At 71.7% G+C, this 14,618-nt stretch carries 12 protein-coding genes; 8 read left to right on the forward strand and 4 right to left on the reverse strand.

Features of this window, described 5'->3' with window-relative positions; genetic code table 11:
* The first annotated feature begins 22 nt into the window (after positions 1-22).
* Positions 23-1,306, forward strand: coding sequence for an MFS transporter (locus ACFFBG_RS09115; protein ID WP_375477844.1), 1,284 nt, complete (start codon positions 23-25; stop codon positions 1,304-1,306).
* Here the strand turns inward: ACFFBG_RS09115 and ACFFBG_RS09120 are convergent.
* Positions 1,269-2,666 (reverse strand): CCA tRNA nucleotidyltransferase, encoded by a 1,398-nt coding sequence (locus tag ACFFBG_RS09120; protein WP_375477846.1) that lies wholly within the window; start codon positions 2,664-2,666, stop codon positions 1,269-1,271. The two genes, ACFFBG_RS09115 and ACFFBG_RS09120, sit on opposite strands and share 38 nt — an antisense overlap.
* A gap of 86 nt (positions 2,667-2,752) precedes the next feature.
* On the opposite strand from ACFFBG_RS09120, the gene ACFFBG_RS09125 reads away from it, so the two are divergent.
* The 6 genes from ACFFBG_RS09125 to ACFFBG_RS09150 all read left to right on the forward strand — a co-directional run bounded on the left by ACFFBG_RS09125 (position 2,753) and on the right by ACFFBG_RS09150 (position 10,490).
* Positions 2,753-3,397 carry an NUDIX hydrolase gene (locus ACFFBG_RS09125; RefSeq protein ID WP_375477848.1) on the forward strand — a complete coding sequence of 215 codons (645 nt, stop codon included), beginning with the start codon at positions 2,753-2,755 and terminating at the stop codon, positions 3,395-3,397.
* Positions 3,394-5,640 carry a DUF6049 family protein gene (locus ACFFBG_RS09130; RefSeq protein WP_375477849.1) on the forward strand — a complete coding sequence of 749 codons (2,247 nt, stop codon included), beginning with the start codon at positions 3,394-3,396 and terminating at the stop codon, positions 5,638-5,640. The genes ACFFBG_RS09125 and ACFFBG_RS09130 overlap by 4 nt, the downstream gene beginning before the upstream one ends.
* Complete coding sequence (murJ, locus tag ACFFBG_RS09135) at positions 5,637-7,655, forward strand: murein biosynthesis integral membrane protein MurJ (protein ID WP_375477851.1); 2,019 nt, start codon at positions 5,637-5,639, stop codon at positions 7,653-7,655. Before ACFFBG_RS09130 ends, murJ begins: the two co-directional genes overlap by 4 nt.
* Positions 7,656-7,767: 112 nt before the next feature.
* A complete protein-coding gene (gene trxB / locus ACFFBG_RS09140) occupies positions 7,768-8,751 on the forward strand; it encodes a thioredoxin-disulfide reductase (protein ID WP_375477853.1) in 984 nt (327 codons plus the stop codon).
* Between the two features lie 84 nt (positions 8,752-8,835).
* Positions 8,836-9,165 carry a thioredoxin gene (trxA, locus tag ACFFBG_RS09145; RefSeq protein WP_375477855.1) on the forward strand — a complete coding sequence of 110 codons (330 nt, stop codon included), beginning with the start codon at positions 8,836-8,838 and terminating at the stop codon, positions 9,163-9,165.
* A 206-nt stretch (positions 9,166-9,371) separates the two neighbouring features.
* Positions 9,372-10,490 carry an N-acetylmuramoyl-L-alanine amidase gene (locus ACFFBG_RS09150; RefSeq protein WP_375477857.1) on the forward strand — a complete coding sequence of 373 codons (1,119 nt, stop codon included), beginning with the start codon at positions 9,372-9,374 and terminating at the stop codon, positions 10,488-10,490.
* Positions 10,491-10,519: 29 nt separating this feature from the next.
* Here ACFFBG_RS09150 and ACFFBG_RS09155 read toward each other — a convergent pair whose 3' ends face one another.
* The gene (locus ACFFBG_RS09155; RefSeq protein ID WP_375477859.1) at positions 10,520-11,740 is read right to left on the reverse strand and encodes a pyridoxal phosphate-dependent aminotransferase; all 1,221 of its coding nucleotides are present in this window, start codon (positions 11,738-11,740) and stop codon (positions 10,520-10,522) included.
* A gap of 88 nt (positions 11,741-11,828) precedes the next feature.
* Between ACFFBG_RS09155 and ACFFBG_RS09160 the strand changes: the two genes are divergently transcribed.
* Positions 11,829-12,425 carry a nitroreductase family protein gene (locus tag ACFFBG_RS09160; RefSeq protein WP_375477861.1) on the forward strand — a complete coding sequence of 199 codons (597 nt, stop codon included), beginning with the start codon at positions 11,829-11,831 and terminating at the stop codon, positions 12,423-12,425.
* Here ACFFBG_RS09160 and ACFFBG_RS09165 read toward each other — a convergent pair.
* The gene (locus ACFFBG_RS09165) at positions 12,407-13,573 is read right to left on the reverse strand and encodes a ParB/RepB/Spo0J family partition protein (protein ID WP_375477863.1); all 1,167 of its coding nucleotides are present in this window, start codon (positions 13,571-13,573) and stop codon (positions 12,407-12,409) included. The two genes, ACFFBG_RS09160 and ACFFBG_RS09165, sit on opposite strands and share 19 nt — an antisense overlap.
* Positions 13,570-14,598 carry an AAA family ATPase gene (locus ACFFBG_RS09170; RefSeq protein WP_375478167.1) on the reverse strand — a complete coding sequence of 343 codons (1,029 nt, stop codon included), beginning with the start codon at positions 14,596-14,598 and terminating at the stop codon, positions 13,570-13,572. Before ACFFBG_RS09170 ends, ACFFBG_RS09165 begins: the two co-directional genes overlap by 4 nt.
* Between the last annotated feature and the right edge of the window lie 20 nt (positions 14,599-14,618).

Genomic DNA, 14,618 nt, shown 5'->3' on the forward strand with positions numbered 1-14,618 from the left:
CGAATCGATAGCGTGGCGAGTCGTGGGACGCGCGAGGCATCTGCTGCGCGCGTGGGCGGTCCGCGATTTCCGCCGGCTGCTCGCGGTCCGACTGCTCGGCCAGTTCGGCGACGGCGTCTTCCAGGCGAGCCTCGCCGGCGCGGTGCTGTTCGACCCGCAACGGCAAGCTGCGCCCGCCGACATCGCCGCGGGGTTCGCGGTCGTCCTGTTGCCGTACTCGATCCTCGGCCCGTTCGCCGGCGTGCTGCTCGACCGGTGGTCGCGACAGCGACTGCTGGTGTGGGTCAATGTCGCGCGCACGGCCGCCGTGCTCGTCGTCGCCGCCGCGCTGGCGGCAGGGCTCAGCGGCCCGGCGTTCTACGGCAGCGCGCTCGTCGTGGTGTCGCTCAGCCGGTTTGTGCTGTCCGCGCTCAGCGCCGCGCTGCCGCACGTCGTCGATCCCGCCGAGCTGGTCACCGCCAACGCGCTGGCCGCCACCGCTGGCGCCGCCGTCGCTGCCGCAGGCGGCGGGACCGCGCTCGCCGCCCGCGCGCTGGCCGGCGACGGCAACGGCGGGTACGCGACCATCGCCGCGGCCGCGGGCGTCTGTTACCTGCTCGCGGCCGCAGTAGCGATCGGCCTCGCGTTCGACCGGCTTGGCCCGAGCGCCGCCGAGCGCTCGGGGCGTGAGACGTTGCCTGAGGTCGCTCGCGGCCTGGCGGCCGGCGCCCGGCACGTCGCGGGGCTGCCGGCGGTGCGCAACGCGCTGGCGACGATCGCCGCGCACCGGCTCGGCTACGGCCTCTGGACGGTGTGCACCGTGCTGCTGTTCCGCAATCACTTCACCGCCGACGGCGTGTTCCGGACCGGCCTCGCCGGGCTGAGCCAGGTCGTCGTCGCGGTCGCCGTCGGCGGTGGGCTCGCGGCGCTCGCCACCCCGTCCGCGTATCGCCGGATCGGCCCGGTCCGCTGCCCGGCGTGCGCGCTCGCGCTCGCCGCCGTTGTCGAGGCCGGCCTCGTGCTGCCGTTCCGCCTGCCGCTGCAGCTGCCTGCGGCGCTGCTGCTCGCCTTTGCCGCGCAAGCGGTGAAGATCAGCGTCGACACGGTCGTGCAGGACGGCGTTGAGGACGCCTACCGCGGGCGGGTGTTCGCGCTGTACGACGCGGTCTTCAATGTGGCGCTCGTGGCGGCGGCCGGCGCGACGGCGATCTTCCTGCCGGCCGACGGGCGCAGCGCGGCGACGGTGCTCCTGGTGGGGGCGCTTTTCGCGGCGACCGCGCTGGGCTACGTCACGAGTTCGCGGCGTACCAGGACTGCAGCTCGCTGACCGCGCGGTCGTGGCCGAGCGGACCGTGCGCCATCCGCAACGCCAGCAGGTGTTGATACGCCTTGCCGACGAGCGGCCCCGGCGAAATCGACAGGATCGACATGATCTCCTCGCCGTTGAGGTCCGGCCGAATCCGGTCGAGTTCCTCTTGCTTGCGCAACGCCGCGATCCGCTGCTCGAGCGCGTCGTAGGCCGAGGCCAACGCGGCCGCCTTGCGCTTGTTGCGCGTCGTGCAGTCCGAACGCACCAGCCTGTTCAGCCGCGGCAGCAACGGGCCGGCGTCCACGACGTAGCGACGCACTGCGGAGTCCGTCCACTCGGTGCTGCGGTAGCCGTAGAAGCGCAGGTGCAGGAACACCAGCTTGGCCACGTCGTCGATCAGGTCGTTCGAGTAACGCAATGCCTTCAACCGTTTGCGGGCCAGCCGGGCCCCGACGACCTCGTGGTGGTGGAACGTCACCCGCCCCCCCGGCAGGAACGCCCGGGTCTCCGGCTTGCCGACGTCGTGCAGCAGCGCGGCCCAGCGCAGCGTGAGGTCCGGTCCGGCGTCCTCGAGATCGACGGCCTGATCGAGGACCTGCAGGGTGTGGGCGTACACGTCCTTGTGCTGGCCGTGTTCGTCGGCCGCCATTTGCAACGCGGGCAGCTCGGGCAGCACGACGTCCGCGAGGCCGGTGTCGACCAGCAGCTCCAGCCCGGCACGCGGCGCCGCCCCCAGCAGCAGCTTGCTGAGCTCGATCTGCACCCGTTCGGCGGTGATGCGCGCGAGGGACGGAGCTAGCGTCCGCAACGCCGCGTCGACCTCGGTCGCGACCCGCACGCCGAGCGTCGACACGAACCGGGCGGCCCGCAGCATCCGCAACGGGTCGTCCTCGAAGGACTCCGCCGGGGTGCCCGGCGTGCGCAGGACGCCGCGCGCGAGATCGGCGAGTCCGCCGTAGGGATCGGTGAACGCGAGATCGCCGGTCACCGACAGCGCCATCGCGTTCATCGTGAAGTCGCGGCGCAGCAGGTCGTCGGCGAGCGAGTCCCCGTAGGCGACGGCGGGGTTGCGGCCGACCCGGTCGTACCGGTCGGCGCGGTAGGTGGTGATCTCGCACGGCACGCCGTCGACCCGGACGCCGACCGTGCCGTACGCGATCCCAGTCGTCCACACCGCGGAGCCGAGCGGCGCCACGAGCTGCTGCACCTCGCTCGGCCGCGCGTCGGTCGCGAAGTCTAGGTCCGCGCTGGGACGACCCATGAGGGCGTCGCGAACCGGGCCGCCGACGAGGTGCAGCTCTCGACCGGCCGCTGCGAAGGCAGCACCGAGGCGGACCGCCTGCTGGCTGAGCGGGATCAGATCAACCGGAGTCGTCACCACCGGGCAGCCGAAACAGCATCGGGTCGGGGGGCGCGCGGGCTCACGGACGGCCAGCGTACTGACCCGGCGGTTACCATCGAGGGATGTCTTCGAGCCCGCGACCGCGCCCCGCGCGCGGGAGCGGGACGAGCCGACCCGGTTCTGCCGGCGGAGACCCTGCGAGCGGCGGCGGCGCGGGCGGCGGCGGCGCGGGCGGCGGCTCTTCAGGCGGCGGCCAAGGCGCCGCCGGCGGCCAAGGCACCGGCGGCCGCCAAGGCGCCGGCGGCCGCACCCGTCGCCGACCACGCCGGTGGCTGCGCCAGGTGGACGAGTTCAGCGCCGGCGGCCTGGTCGTCGACCTCGCCGGCGCCGAGCCGCGTGGCGCGTTGATCGGCCGGACCGACCGCCAGGGCCGGCTGCTGTGGTCGTTGCCGAAGGGCCATATCGAAGCCGGCGAGACAGCCGAGCAGGCCGCCGTGCGCGAGGTCGAAGAAGAGACCGGCATCGCTGGCGAGATCGTCGCCGAACTCGGCACCATCGACTTCTGGTTCGTCGCCGACAATCGCCGGATCCACAAGACCGTGCGGCACTACCTCTTGCGCCGTGTTGGCGGCGAGTTGTCCGACGCCGACATCGAGGTGGACGAGGTCGCCTGGGTGCCGCTGGCCGAGATCCGCGCGCAGCTCGCCTACCCCGACGAGCGGGGGCTCGTGGACACCGCGGGCAGGCTGCTCGCGGACTCGGCGTGACCCCCCGCGCACCGGTCGCCCGACGACCGATGCGCGCGGCGCTGTCGGTGACGCTCGCCTGTGTCCTCGGCTACGGATCGGTCGTGGCGCTCAGTCCGCTGTTTGCGGCCGCGCTGGCGACGCCGAGGACGGCGACCGCGCCGGCCACCCAGAAGACGGCCACCCTGAAGGCCGACGCGGTCACGCTGAAGGTCCTCGACGTCTCGCCGTCGACACCCGCGATCACCACGACGCCCGCGAAGTTCACCGTCACCCTTTCGGCCACCAACACCACCGACCAGCCGATCGCCGGCGTGTCGATCAGCGCGATCCGCGGGTCGCCGATCGGCTCACAGCGCACGCTGAACAGCGCGCTGGCCCACCCGAGCGCAGCGGGGGATCTGGCTGCAGACATCCCGGGGAAGGCACAACGGCCTCAGACGCTGCAGCCCGACACGCCATCGACCATGACCTTCGAGACGACGACGAGCGCCATTCAGGGTGTGGGTGGACTGTGTCTGTGCGCCGCGGCCGAGATCTACCCCCTGTTGCTGACGGCGCACAACCCAGCGGGCGTCGCGCTGGGCTCGGCGTCGACGTTCATGCCCGCGTTCGACGCGAAGCCCGAGCCGGTCGAGGTGTCCTGGATGTGGCCGCTGCTCGACCGCCCGCACCGGCTGAGCGCCTCGACCGTTTTCCTCGACGACGAACTCGCGACGTCGGTCAACGCCGGCGGCCGGCTCGACCGCGCCCTCGCGGTTCCCGAGCTGCTCCCGCGCGACCAGCCGATGACCCTGTTGATCGACCCGGACCTGCTCGACGAGCTCGAGATCATGGCCACCGGCCATTACCGCGTGCATGCCGGCAAGACGACCGTCCCGGGAACCGGCGGGGAGGCCGCAGCGGCATGGCTCGACCGATTGCGCCAGATGTTGGCGGATCATCCGCGCATGCAGGTCGCGCTGACGCCGGTCGCCGACCCGGACGTGCAGGCGCTGTCCAGCCGCGGCGTGGCCTGGTCGAGCACGGTGCCCACCGCGACCGCCGCGCGGGTGTCCGACGCGCTCGGCGGAGCGGCCGTGCGCAGCGACATCGCGTGGCCGGCCACCACCTCCATCGATTCCCGGACGCTCACCCAGCTCGTCCAACAGGGCGTGCGGACCCTCGTGCTGCCGACGACCGCCGTCACCCCGCGCGACGGCGCCGGCGGGGCGACCCCGGCAGGCCTCGCCCGGCTCGGCCGCCGGCACTCGACGGTCGCCGTGGCGTTGACCTCGGCGGTGATCGAGCGGGGCGTGCAGACGGCGATCAGCGAGGGCGGCGCCGGCACGGCCGCGCTTCCGCAACTGGTGTCCGAGGTCGCGGTGCGCGCGGCGCAGCATCCCGACGCAACCCATCCGCTGGTGATCACGGCGCCGCGCTACGTGAACGCCAATCCCGCTGTCGCCTACCGGACGATCCTCGACACGACCCGCGCGACGTTCGCCCGGCCCACGGCGCTCGCGACGTTGACTGCCGCCGGCAGGCTGCCCAAGCGCACGGCTCACCTCACCAAATCAGCGGCGAGGTCCGCGCTGCCGGCCGGCATCGCCGACGACGTGACCCGGCTCGCGGCGGCGATACCGACCGTGGACTCGATGCTGGGCCAGAGCCCGACCGCGGCGGGGCTGCTCGCGGCGTTGCCGGTCGGGCTGCAGCGCCTGCAGTCGTCGGGCTGGCAGCTCGATAGCACTGTGGGCCAGGTGTCCGCCCATTCTCTGCTCAACCTGGTCCACACCCTGCTCTCCGGCGTGCGCATCGTCCCCCCGTCGTCGGGCCAATACACCCTCGCCTCCAGCAACTCCGAGCTGCCGGTGACCGTGGAGAACCTGCTCGCCTACCCGGTGCAGATCAGCCTCGGCGCGCAGGCAGACAACAACCTGCCCGGCTTCACCGCCACGCCCCTCGGCACGACGATCGACGCGCACAGCAAGAAGATCCTGCACCTGTCGACGGTGATCGAGCGCTCCGGGCGGATCCAGATCGAAGCCCATTTGTCCGCCCCGGACGGCCGCTCGCTCGGCGAGCCGGTCCCGCTCGCGGTGCGCAGCACCGCGCTCGGCGCGATCGGCGTGGTCATCACGATCGTCGCCGGCGCCATCCTGGTGTTGGCGTTGCTCGTTCGGGCCATCCGGCAGCTGGCGCGCCGCCGCGCCCGGGCTGCCGCAGCCGCGGCTCGGAGGCGAGTGTCCGCGCCGGCCGAGCCGGCAAAGGCTGCTCGGTGACGGACATCGACGGGCGCACGCAGACCGGCGGCCGCCCGCCACCCGCCGGCGGCGCCCCGACCGATGGGCCGCCAGCCGACGAGGCGCCAGCCGACGGGGACAGCTGGGGCGCGGCGACGCACTATGCGGGCAACCGGCTGGTCGAGCCCCGGACGTTCACCGAGTCCGACCCGATGACCGCCGCCGTGATGTTCGACGTGTCCGACGACGACCGCACGACGCGCCGCCCCGCCACGGACGCCCACCGGTGGGGTACCACCACCTACGTCGGCAAGCCGCGACGCCGCCGCGACGCGGCCGCCCACCCGACCGACGACGACGGTGCCGGCTACGGTGCCGGCGACGGTGCTGGCGACGGTGCTGGCGACGGTGCCCCGTCGGCAGCGCCCTCGCCCGAAGCGGGCACGAAGGGGCTGCTCGCGACCAGCCGGTCGATGGCCCTGGCCTCGCTCGCGAGCAGGCTGACCGGCTTCCTGCGCAGCGTGCTGCTCGTCGCGGCGCTCGGCACCGGCGCCGTGGGCAACGCCTACAACAGCGGCAACAACCTGCCGAACATGATCTACGAGCTGTTGCTCGGCGGCGTGCTTTCCAGCGTGCTCATCCCGCTGCTGGTCAAGGCAGAAGCCGAGGACGACGACGGCGGCCTCGCGTACACGCAGCGGCTGCTGTCCGTCGCAGTGGCGGCGCTCGGCGTGATGACCCTGCTGGTGACGGCCGCGGCGCCCTGGATCGTCGCGCCGTTCGTCGGCGCCGGCCCGAAGCGGGAGCTGACCAGCGTCTTCGCGACGCTGCTGCTGCCGGAGATCTTCTTCTACGGCCTGGGCGCGATGGTGATGGCCGTGCTGAACATCAAGCACGTCTACGGCCCTGGCGCGTGGTCGCCGCTGCTCAACAACCTCGTGCTGATCGTCACCGTGTTCGTCTTCTGGACGCTCCCCGGCCCGAAGACGCTCGACCCGACGGCGATGACCACGCCGCAGATCCTGGTCATCGGCATCGGCACCACGCTCGGCATCGCCGCGCAGGCGCTGGTGCTGCTGCCCTACCTACGCCGCTCCGGCTTCACCTGGAAATGGCGCTTCCGGGCCCGGCCGGGCGAGCAGGACCGGCTGCGGGAGCTCGGCGCGCTCGCCGGTTGGGTGCTCGGCTACGTCGTTGTCAGCCAGGTCGGCGTGTCGGTGATCCAGAAGGTCGGCAACGACAACGGCGGGTTCACCGTGTTCACCAACGCCGACCTGCTGTTCCAGATGCCGTACGGCATCCTCGTCGTTTCGCTGTTGACCGCGATCATGCCGCGCCTGTCGCGGGCCGCCGTGCGGCAGGACACCGAGGCGGTCGTCGGCGATCTTTCGCTCGGCGCGCGGCTGTCCGCGCTCGCGCTCGTGCCGGTGACCGGCCTGCTGCTGGTGCTTGGCCCCGCGCTCGGGGTGACCCTGTTCGCGCACGGCGAGACGTCCTTCGCCGGCGCCCGGCTCATCGGCTCCGCGCTCGCGTGGTCGGCCTTCGGGTTGTTCCCCTTCGCGCTGGTGATGTTGCAGCTGCGGGTGTTCTACGCGATGCGCGACGGCCGGACACCCACCTACATCAACGTCGGCATGGTCGCGACGAAGGTCGTGCTCGTCCTGGTGTCCAACGCGGCGTTCGCCGCGCCCGCGGGCACGAACGTCGAGCAGCATCCGTCGCTGCCCGCGGTCGAGTGGCTCAACATCGCCACCTCGCTGTCCTACGTCGTCGGGGCGATCGCCGGGCACGTCCTGCTCACCCGCCGGCTCGGCCGGCTTGGCTTCGGCCGGGTCGCCCGCACGGTCGGCCAGGTCGCGATCGCGTCCGCGCTCGGCGCGGGGGCCGCCTACGGCGTCCTGCGCGGGGCACACGCCGTGCTCGGTGATGGACGCGGCGGGGCCGCGGCGGCGCTCACCATCGGCGGCCTGCTGGGCATCGCAGTGATCGGCGCGCTCGTCTGGCGCACGCGGCTGCCGGAATTGCGCGCCGTACTCGGCCGAGGCGCGGCGTGAGCACCCCACGAAAACCCCTGGTGACCGACTGCCGGCGCGCGCCCGCGTGCCGGGCGCGGGAATCCCGGCGGCAGCGGGATCGTTGGACGCCGCAGATGGGAAGGAAGCACACGTGACGAGCAGTTCGCACCGCAACGTCATCATCGTCGGCGGCGGCCCGGCCGGATACACCGCAGCGCTCTACACCGCCCGCGCAGATCTGCACCCGCTGGTGTTCGAGGGGTCCCAGTACGGCGGCGCCCTGATGAACACCACCGAGGTCGAGAACTTCCCCGGCTTCCCCAACGGCGTGCTCGGCCCGGAGTTGATGAACCAGCTCCGCGAGCAGGCCGAGCGGTTCGGCGCCGAGCTCGTCTCCGACGACGTCGTCGAGCTGGACCTCACCGCAGCGGTCAAGACGGTCCGCACGCACGACGGCGAGTTCACCGCCGACACGGTCATCCTGTCGATGGGCTCGGCGTACAAGAAGCTGGGCATCGACCGCGAGGACCAGCTGTCCGGCCGCGGGGTCTCGTGGTGCGCGACGTGCGACGGGTTCTTCTTTCGCGACAAGGACATCGCCGTCGTCGGCGGCGGCGACACCGCGATGGAGGAGGCCACCTTCCTCACCCGGTTCGCCCGCTCGGTCACAGTCGTGCACCGGCGCGACACCTTGCGCGCCAGCAAGTTCATGGCCGAGCGCGCCGCCAACGACCCGAAGATCTCGTGGGCGTGGAACAGCGCGGTGGTCGGCATCGACGGCGCGACGACGGTCGAGGGCGTTCGGTTGCGCGACTTGCAGACCGGCGAGGAGCGGCCGCTCGACGTGACCGGCCTGTTCATCGCGATCGGCCACGACCCGCGCAGCGAATTGGTCCGCGGGCAGGTGGATCTCGACGACGAGGGCTACGTGCTGACCCACCACGGCACGTACACCAATCTCGACGGCGTCTTCGCCGCCGGCGATCTCGTCGACCACACGTATCGGCAGGCGATCACCGCCGCGGGAACCGGTTGCCAGGCCGCTCTCGACGCCGAGCGCTACCTCGCGGCGCTGGCCGAGGGGCGCGGCGAGGCCGTCGCGACGCAGGAATCCGAACTCGTCGCCAACGCCTGACCGCACCGCAGCGGCGCCCGGCGGAATGCCGAAGACCGCAGGCGGTGTTCTGTCTCCGAGAACCACCTGACGAAAGGGAACGCCATGGGCGCCAACACCAAGACCGTCACCGATTCGAGCTTCGACTCCGACGTGCTGCACGCCGACGGGCCAGTGCTCGTCGACTTCTGGGCGGAGTGGTGCGGCCCGTGCCGCCAGGTCGCTCCCGTGCTGGAGGAGATCGCCGGCGAGCACGCCGACAAGCTCACCATCGCCAAGCTCAACATCGACGAGAACCCGGTCACCGCTCGCAACTACCAGGTCATGTCGATCCCGACGATGGCCGTGTTCTCCGGCGGCGAGCTGGTGAAGACCATTGTCGGCGCGCGGCCGAAGGCCGCCATCCTGCGCGAGCTGGCCGGCATCGTCGACTGATCCGCAGACCCGCACCGCGGCCGACCGGCTGAGCCGGTCGGCCGTTGCGCTGTCCGCGGCCGGCGTCGCCCGCGCCACCGCGCGCGCAAGGCGAGCCGATGTTCCGGCCGCGTTACGGTAGACCTCCGCTGGCCGCAGCCATCGCCGGCGATCGCTTGACGAGTCGCCCCCGGCGATGACCGACGAACTGGAAGGGCCCGGACCCGATGCAGCCACTGCGCCGCGGCGCCACCGGCAGCGCCGTCGCCGAGGTCCGCAGCATGCTCGCCGCCATCGGCTTGCTCGACAACACCCGGGCGGAGTCGGCCGCGGTCTTCGACGACGCCACAGAGCTCGCCGTGCGGCACTTCCAGCAGCGCCGCGGCCTGTCGGTCAACGGCGAGGTCGGCGCGGAGACCTACGCCGCGCTCACCGCCGCGCACTGGCGCCTCGGCGACCGCGTCCTGGCGCACGAGTCCGGAGCGACCCTGACCGGCGACGACGTCACGTCGTTGCAGACGCAGCTCATCGAGCTCGGCTACCACCTCACCCGAGCCGATGGCGTGTTCGAGGCGGCCACCGCCGAGGCGTTGCGCAGCTTTCAACGCGAGTACGGCATGGTCCCAGACGGCATCTGCGGCCCGGACACGCTGCGGGCGCTGCGTCAGCTCGGCCGCCGCGTGGCCGGGGGTCGGCCGCAGCTGTTGCGGGACATGGTCACGGTTGCCGACGCCGGGCCGCGGCTGCTCGGCAAGCGAATCGTCCTCGACGCGGGACATGGCGGCACCGACCCGGGCGTCGAGGCGGACGGGCTCAGCGAAGCCGAGATCACCTGGGACCTCGTGTCCCGGCTGGACGGCCGGCTCACCGCGCTCGGCGTGCGCACCTGGCCGACCCACGGCCCGGCGAACGGCGCCACCGACGAGCAGCGCGCGCAGCTGGCCAACGCCGTCGGCGCGGACCTGGTGCTGTCGCTGCACGTCGACGGCGCGCCGTCACCCCGGGCGCACGGCGTCGCGACGTACTACTACGGCGCGGGCGAGTCCAGCTCGACGATCGGCGAGCGGCTGGCCGATCTCGCGCTGCGCGAGATCGTCGCGCGCACCGGCATGAGCGACAACCGGATCCACGGCAAGACCTGGGCCTTGCTGCGGCTGACCCGGATGCCGGCGGTCCGGGTCGAGCTCGGCTACCTCACCTCGCCGCGAGACCGCTCGCTGCTGCGCGACCCGGCGTTCCGGGACACCGTGGCCGAGGGCCTGCTGGTGGCCGTGCAGCGGCTGTACCTGCCGAGCGCCGACGACCCGCCGACCGGCGTCATGCGCATTCCGGCCGAGGCGCACTGACGCGTCGAACCGCGTCCCAGCTGGGTGTTCTAGCAATCGCCTCGATAGTCGGCGAGGAAGTCGCCGAGCCGGCCGATCGCGTCGAGCAGGTCGTCGGTGCGCGGCAACGTGACGATGCGCAGATGGTCGGGGTGCGGCCAGTTGAAGCCGGTGCCCTGCACGACGAGGACATGCTTGGCCCGCAGCAGCTCGAGCACGAACCGCTGGTCGTCGACGATCGGGTACACCTCGGGGTCCAGGCGCGGGAAGACGTACAGAGCGCCGCGCGGCCGGACGCAGGAAACGCCGGGAATCGCTCGCAACGCCTTCACCGCGGCGTCTCGCTGTTCGAGCAGCCGGCCGCCGGGCAGGACGAGGTCCCTGACGCTCTGTCGGCCGCCGAGCGCGATCTGCACCGCATGCTGACCCGGGACGTTGGCGCACAGCCGCATGTTGGCGAGGATCGTGATCCCCTCGAGATAGCTCGCGGCGTGCGCCTTGGGCCCGGTGACGGCCAGCCAACCGGACCGGAACCCCGCGACCCGATAGGCCTTGGACAGGCCGTTGAAGGTCAGGGTGAACAGATCCGGCGCGATCCGGGCGAACGGGTGGTGCACGGCGTCGTCGTAGAGGATCTTGTCGTAGATCTCGTCAGCCAGCACGACGAGCTCGTGTTCGCGGGCGAGGTCGGCGATCTGCTCGAGCACGTGCGCCGAGTAGACAGCGCCAGTGGGGTTGTTGGGGTTGATGACGACGATCGCCTTCGTCCGCGCCGTGACCTTACTGCGTAAGTCTGCCAGATCGGGCTGCCAGCCCGACTGCTCGTCGCAGCGATAGTGCACGGGCCGTCCGCCGGCCAGCGACGTGGCGGCGGTCCACAGCGGGTAGTCCGGCGTCGGCACGAGGACCTCGTCGCCGTTGTCGAGCAGCGCCTGCAGGCTGATGGTGATCAGCTCGCTGACACCGTTGCCGAGCCAGACGTCGTCGAGGTCGACGTCGACGCCCTGCTCCTGATAGTGCTGAACGATCGCGGTGCGCGCCGACAGCAGGCCACGGGAGTCGGAGTAGCCCTGCGCCTGCGGCAGGTTGCGGATCACGTCGACGAGAATCTCGTCAGGCGCCTCGAAGCCGAACGGGGCCGGGTTGCCGATGTTGAGCTTGATGATCCGGCGGCCCTCTTCTTCGAGGCGTTTCGCCTCGTCCAGGACAGGGCCGCGGATGTCGTAGCAGACGTCGAGCAGCTTGCGGGATTGGCGTAGATCGCGAGGCACCCGGTCACGATCGCACACCGAACCAATCAATTCAGGAGGCGAGCAAGTCAGCCGCAACGGCTTCGGGCCGAAGCGGGAGACTGGCGCCATGGAGTTGCGTGACGCGGTGCGGCGGCGGCGGATGGTCCGCTCGTACGACCCGGATCGACCCGTCCCACGAACCGAGCTGGAAATGCTGCTTAACCTCGCAATTCGGGCACCTTCAGCGGGCCATACTCAGGGCTGGCGCTTCCTCGTCTGCGATGACATAACGTCGCGCGACACCTTCTGGACGGCGACCGCGACCGGCGAGCCGGACCGCTGGCTCGCCGGAATGCGCACCGCGCCCGCGCTCGTGGTCTGCCTGTCCGATCGCGAGGCCTACCTCGATCGCTACGCCGAGCCGGACAAGGGCTGGACCGATCGAGACGAACGGCGCTGGCCGGTGCCTTACTGGGATGTGGACACCGGGATGGCGGCGATGATCTTGCTGCTCGCGGCGACCGACGCCGGGCTCGCCGGCTGCTTCTTCGGCGTGCCGGCCGAGCGTTGGGAATCGCTGCGGGCGGCTTTCGGGATCCCCGAGCGGTTGCGACCGGTGGGCGTCGTCAGCCTCGGCCACCCGGCCCCAGACCGGCGCTCGCCGTCGCTGCGCCGCGGCCGGCGGCCGCTGGCCGAGGTCGTGCGCTACGGCTCGTTCGGCTGATCGGGCGTCGTCAGATCGGCGGGATCAGTCCCGGCCGGCGCGCGCCGACGTGCGAGGTCCGGCGCCATGACGGCGACGATCCGCTCGAGGTCGTCGATCGAGCCGAACTCGACGGTGATCTTTCCCTTGCGCCGCCCGATATCCACGCGAACGCGGGTGTCGAACACGTCGGACAGCCGATCGGCAAGGTCGACAGTCGCCGGGGCGACGAATTTCCGCGCCGCCGCGCGGCGTGGCGGGCCGCCGGAGTCTCGGCCGGACAGGGCGACCAGCTCTTCGGTCGCGCGCACCGACAGGCCCTCCGCGACGATTCGCGCGGCCAACTCGTCCTGCTTCTCGGCGTCGTCCAGGCTCAGCAACGCCCGGGCGTGGCCGGCCGACAGCACGCCGGCGGCCACTCGCCGCTGCACTGCGAGCGGCAGGTTGAGCAGCCGGACGGTGTTGGACACCTGCGGCCGGCTGCGGCCGAGGCGGGTTGCCAACTCCTCATGGGTGGTGCCGAACTCCTGCAGCAGTTGCTGGTAGGCCGCGGCCTCTTCAAGCGGATTGAGCTGCGCTCGATGGATGTTCTCCAGCAGCGCGTCGCGCAGCATGGCGTCGTCTGCGGTCGAGCGGACGATGGCCGGGATCGTCTCCAGGCCGGCTGCGATCGCGGCACGCAGCCGGCGCTCGCCCATGACGAGCTCATAACCGTGGTCATCGGCGCGCACAACCACCGGCTGAAGCACCCCGAACTCGCGGATCGAATGCGCTAGCTCGGTCAGCGCCTCTTCGTCGAACGCTTGCCTGGGCTGCCGCGCATTCGCGTGTATCTCGGCTACCTGGAGGTGCGCGAGCACTGCCCCGGGCACCGGTCCAACCTCGGCGGCCTGGACGGGGCTGGCGACGGGACCGCCGAGCGGATGAGCCGTCTCGACGGACGCAGGCTGCTCGTCAACCGTTCTCGCCGGCGGCTGCGGTCCAGCCGTCGGCTGCGGTCCAGACGTCGGCTGTGGTCCAGACGTCGGCTGTGGTCCAGACGTCGGCTGCGGTCCAGGCACCGGCCGGGCAGACTCGTCCGGCGCGGGCTCGGGCTCGGGCTGCGGCGCCGTCGGGATCAGCGCGCCGAGACCGCGTCCCAGCCCTCCGCGGCGGGTCTTGTTGCTCACTGCGCGCCCCCCTCCATGCCCGCTCCACGTGCCGCAATCTCGCGTGCTGCCTGCACGTAGCCGATCGCGCCGCGCGACCCCGGGTCGTAGGTGATCACCGTCTGCCCGAAGCCCGGCGCCTCGGACACCCGGACGTTGCGGGGAATCACCGCGCCCAGCACCAGGTCGCCGAAGTGGTTGCGAACCTCGTCCGCGACCTGGTCGGCGAGCCGGGTGCGGCTGTCGTACATGGTCAGCAGGACAGTGCTCACGGTCAGCCGAGGATTGAGGTGCGAGGTCACCAGTCCGATGGTGTTCAGCAGCTGAGCGAGCCCCTCGAGCGCGTAGTACTCGCACTGGATCGGGATCAACACCTCGCGGGCGGCGACAAGCGCGTTCAGCGTGAGCAGCCCGAGCGACGGCGGACAGTCGATGATCACGTAGTCGATGTCCGGCTTTCCGCCGAGGTAGGTGTCGATGCTGCGCGCCAGGCGATGCTCGCGGTCGACCTGCGTGGTGAGTTCGATGTCCGCGCCCGCCAGGTCCAACGTGGCCGGCACGCCGCGCAGCGTCGGTGAAATCTCGGTCGTCGCGATGACGTCGGCGATGGGTTCACCACCCAGCAGCACGTCGTAGATCGACGGAACTCCGACGCCATGCTCGATCGCCAGCGCGGTGGAGGCGTTTCCCTGCGGATCGAGGTCGATGACGAGGACTCGCAGGCCATGCAAGGCCAAGGCCGCCGCGATGTTCACGGCGCTGGTCGTCTTGCCCACGCCACCCTTCTGGTTCGCAACCGTGATCACTCGCGGTCGCGGCGGCGCGGGCCACTGCTCTTGTCGCACATTGCGGACGTGCACCGCCTGTGCTGCCTCACGGGCAATCGGCGTGTCGAACTCGAAGCCCGACTTTGGCGACGTCTCGACCTCGGCGGCCGTTTCACGTGAAACAGGAGCAGCGTGCGGTTTGGGGCGGTGCGCGGTTTCACGTGAAACCGGATGCGCCGGCGTGGCGCCCGCCGCGAACGGCTGGGCATCGCCGTGCAAGTCAGTCACGTGTTCATTCT

The organism is uncultured Jatrophihabitans sp. (assembly GCF_964251945.1).
Taxonomy (GTDB): Bacteria; Actinomycetota; Actinomycetes; order Mycobacteriales; family Jatrophihabitantaceae; genus Jatrophihabitans.

Excerpts from the sequence above, each read along its gene's own strand:
- ACFFBG_RS09125 (WP_375477848.1), top strand. The coding sequence starts at position 2,753 with ATGTCTTCGAGCCCGCGACCGCGCCCCGCGCGCGGGAGCGGGACGAGC.
- trxA (WP_375477855.1), top strand. The coding sequence starts at position 8,836 with ATGGGCGCCAACACCAAGACCGTCACCGATTCGAGCTTCGACTCCGAC.
- ACFFBG_RS09150 (WP_375477857.1), top strand. The coding sequence starts at position 9,372 with ATGCAGCCACTGCGCCGCGGCGCCACCGGCAGCGCCGTCGCCGAGGTC.
- ACFFBG_RS09160 (WP_375477861.1), top strand. The coding sequence starts at position 11,829 with ATGGAGTTGCGTGACGCGGTGCGGCGGCGGCGGATGGTCCGCTCGTAC.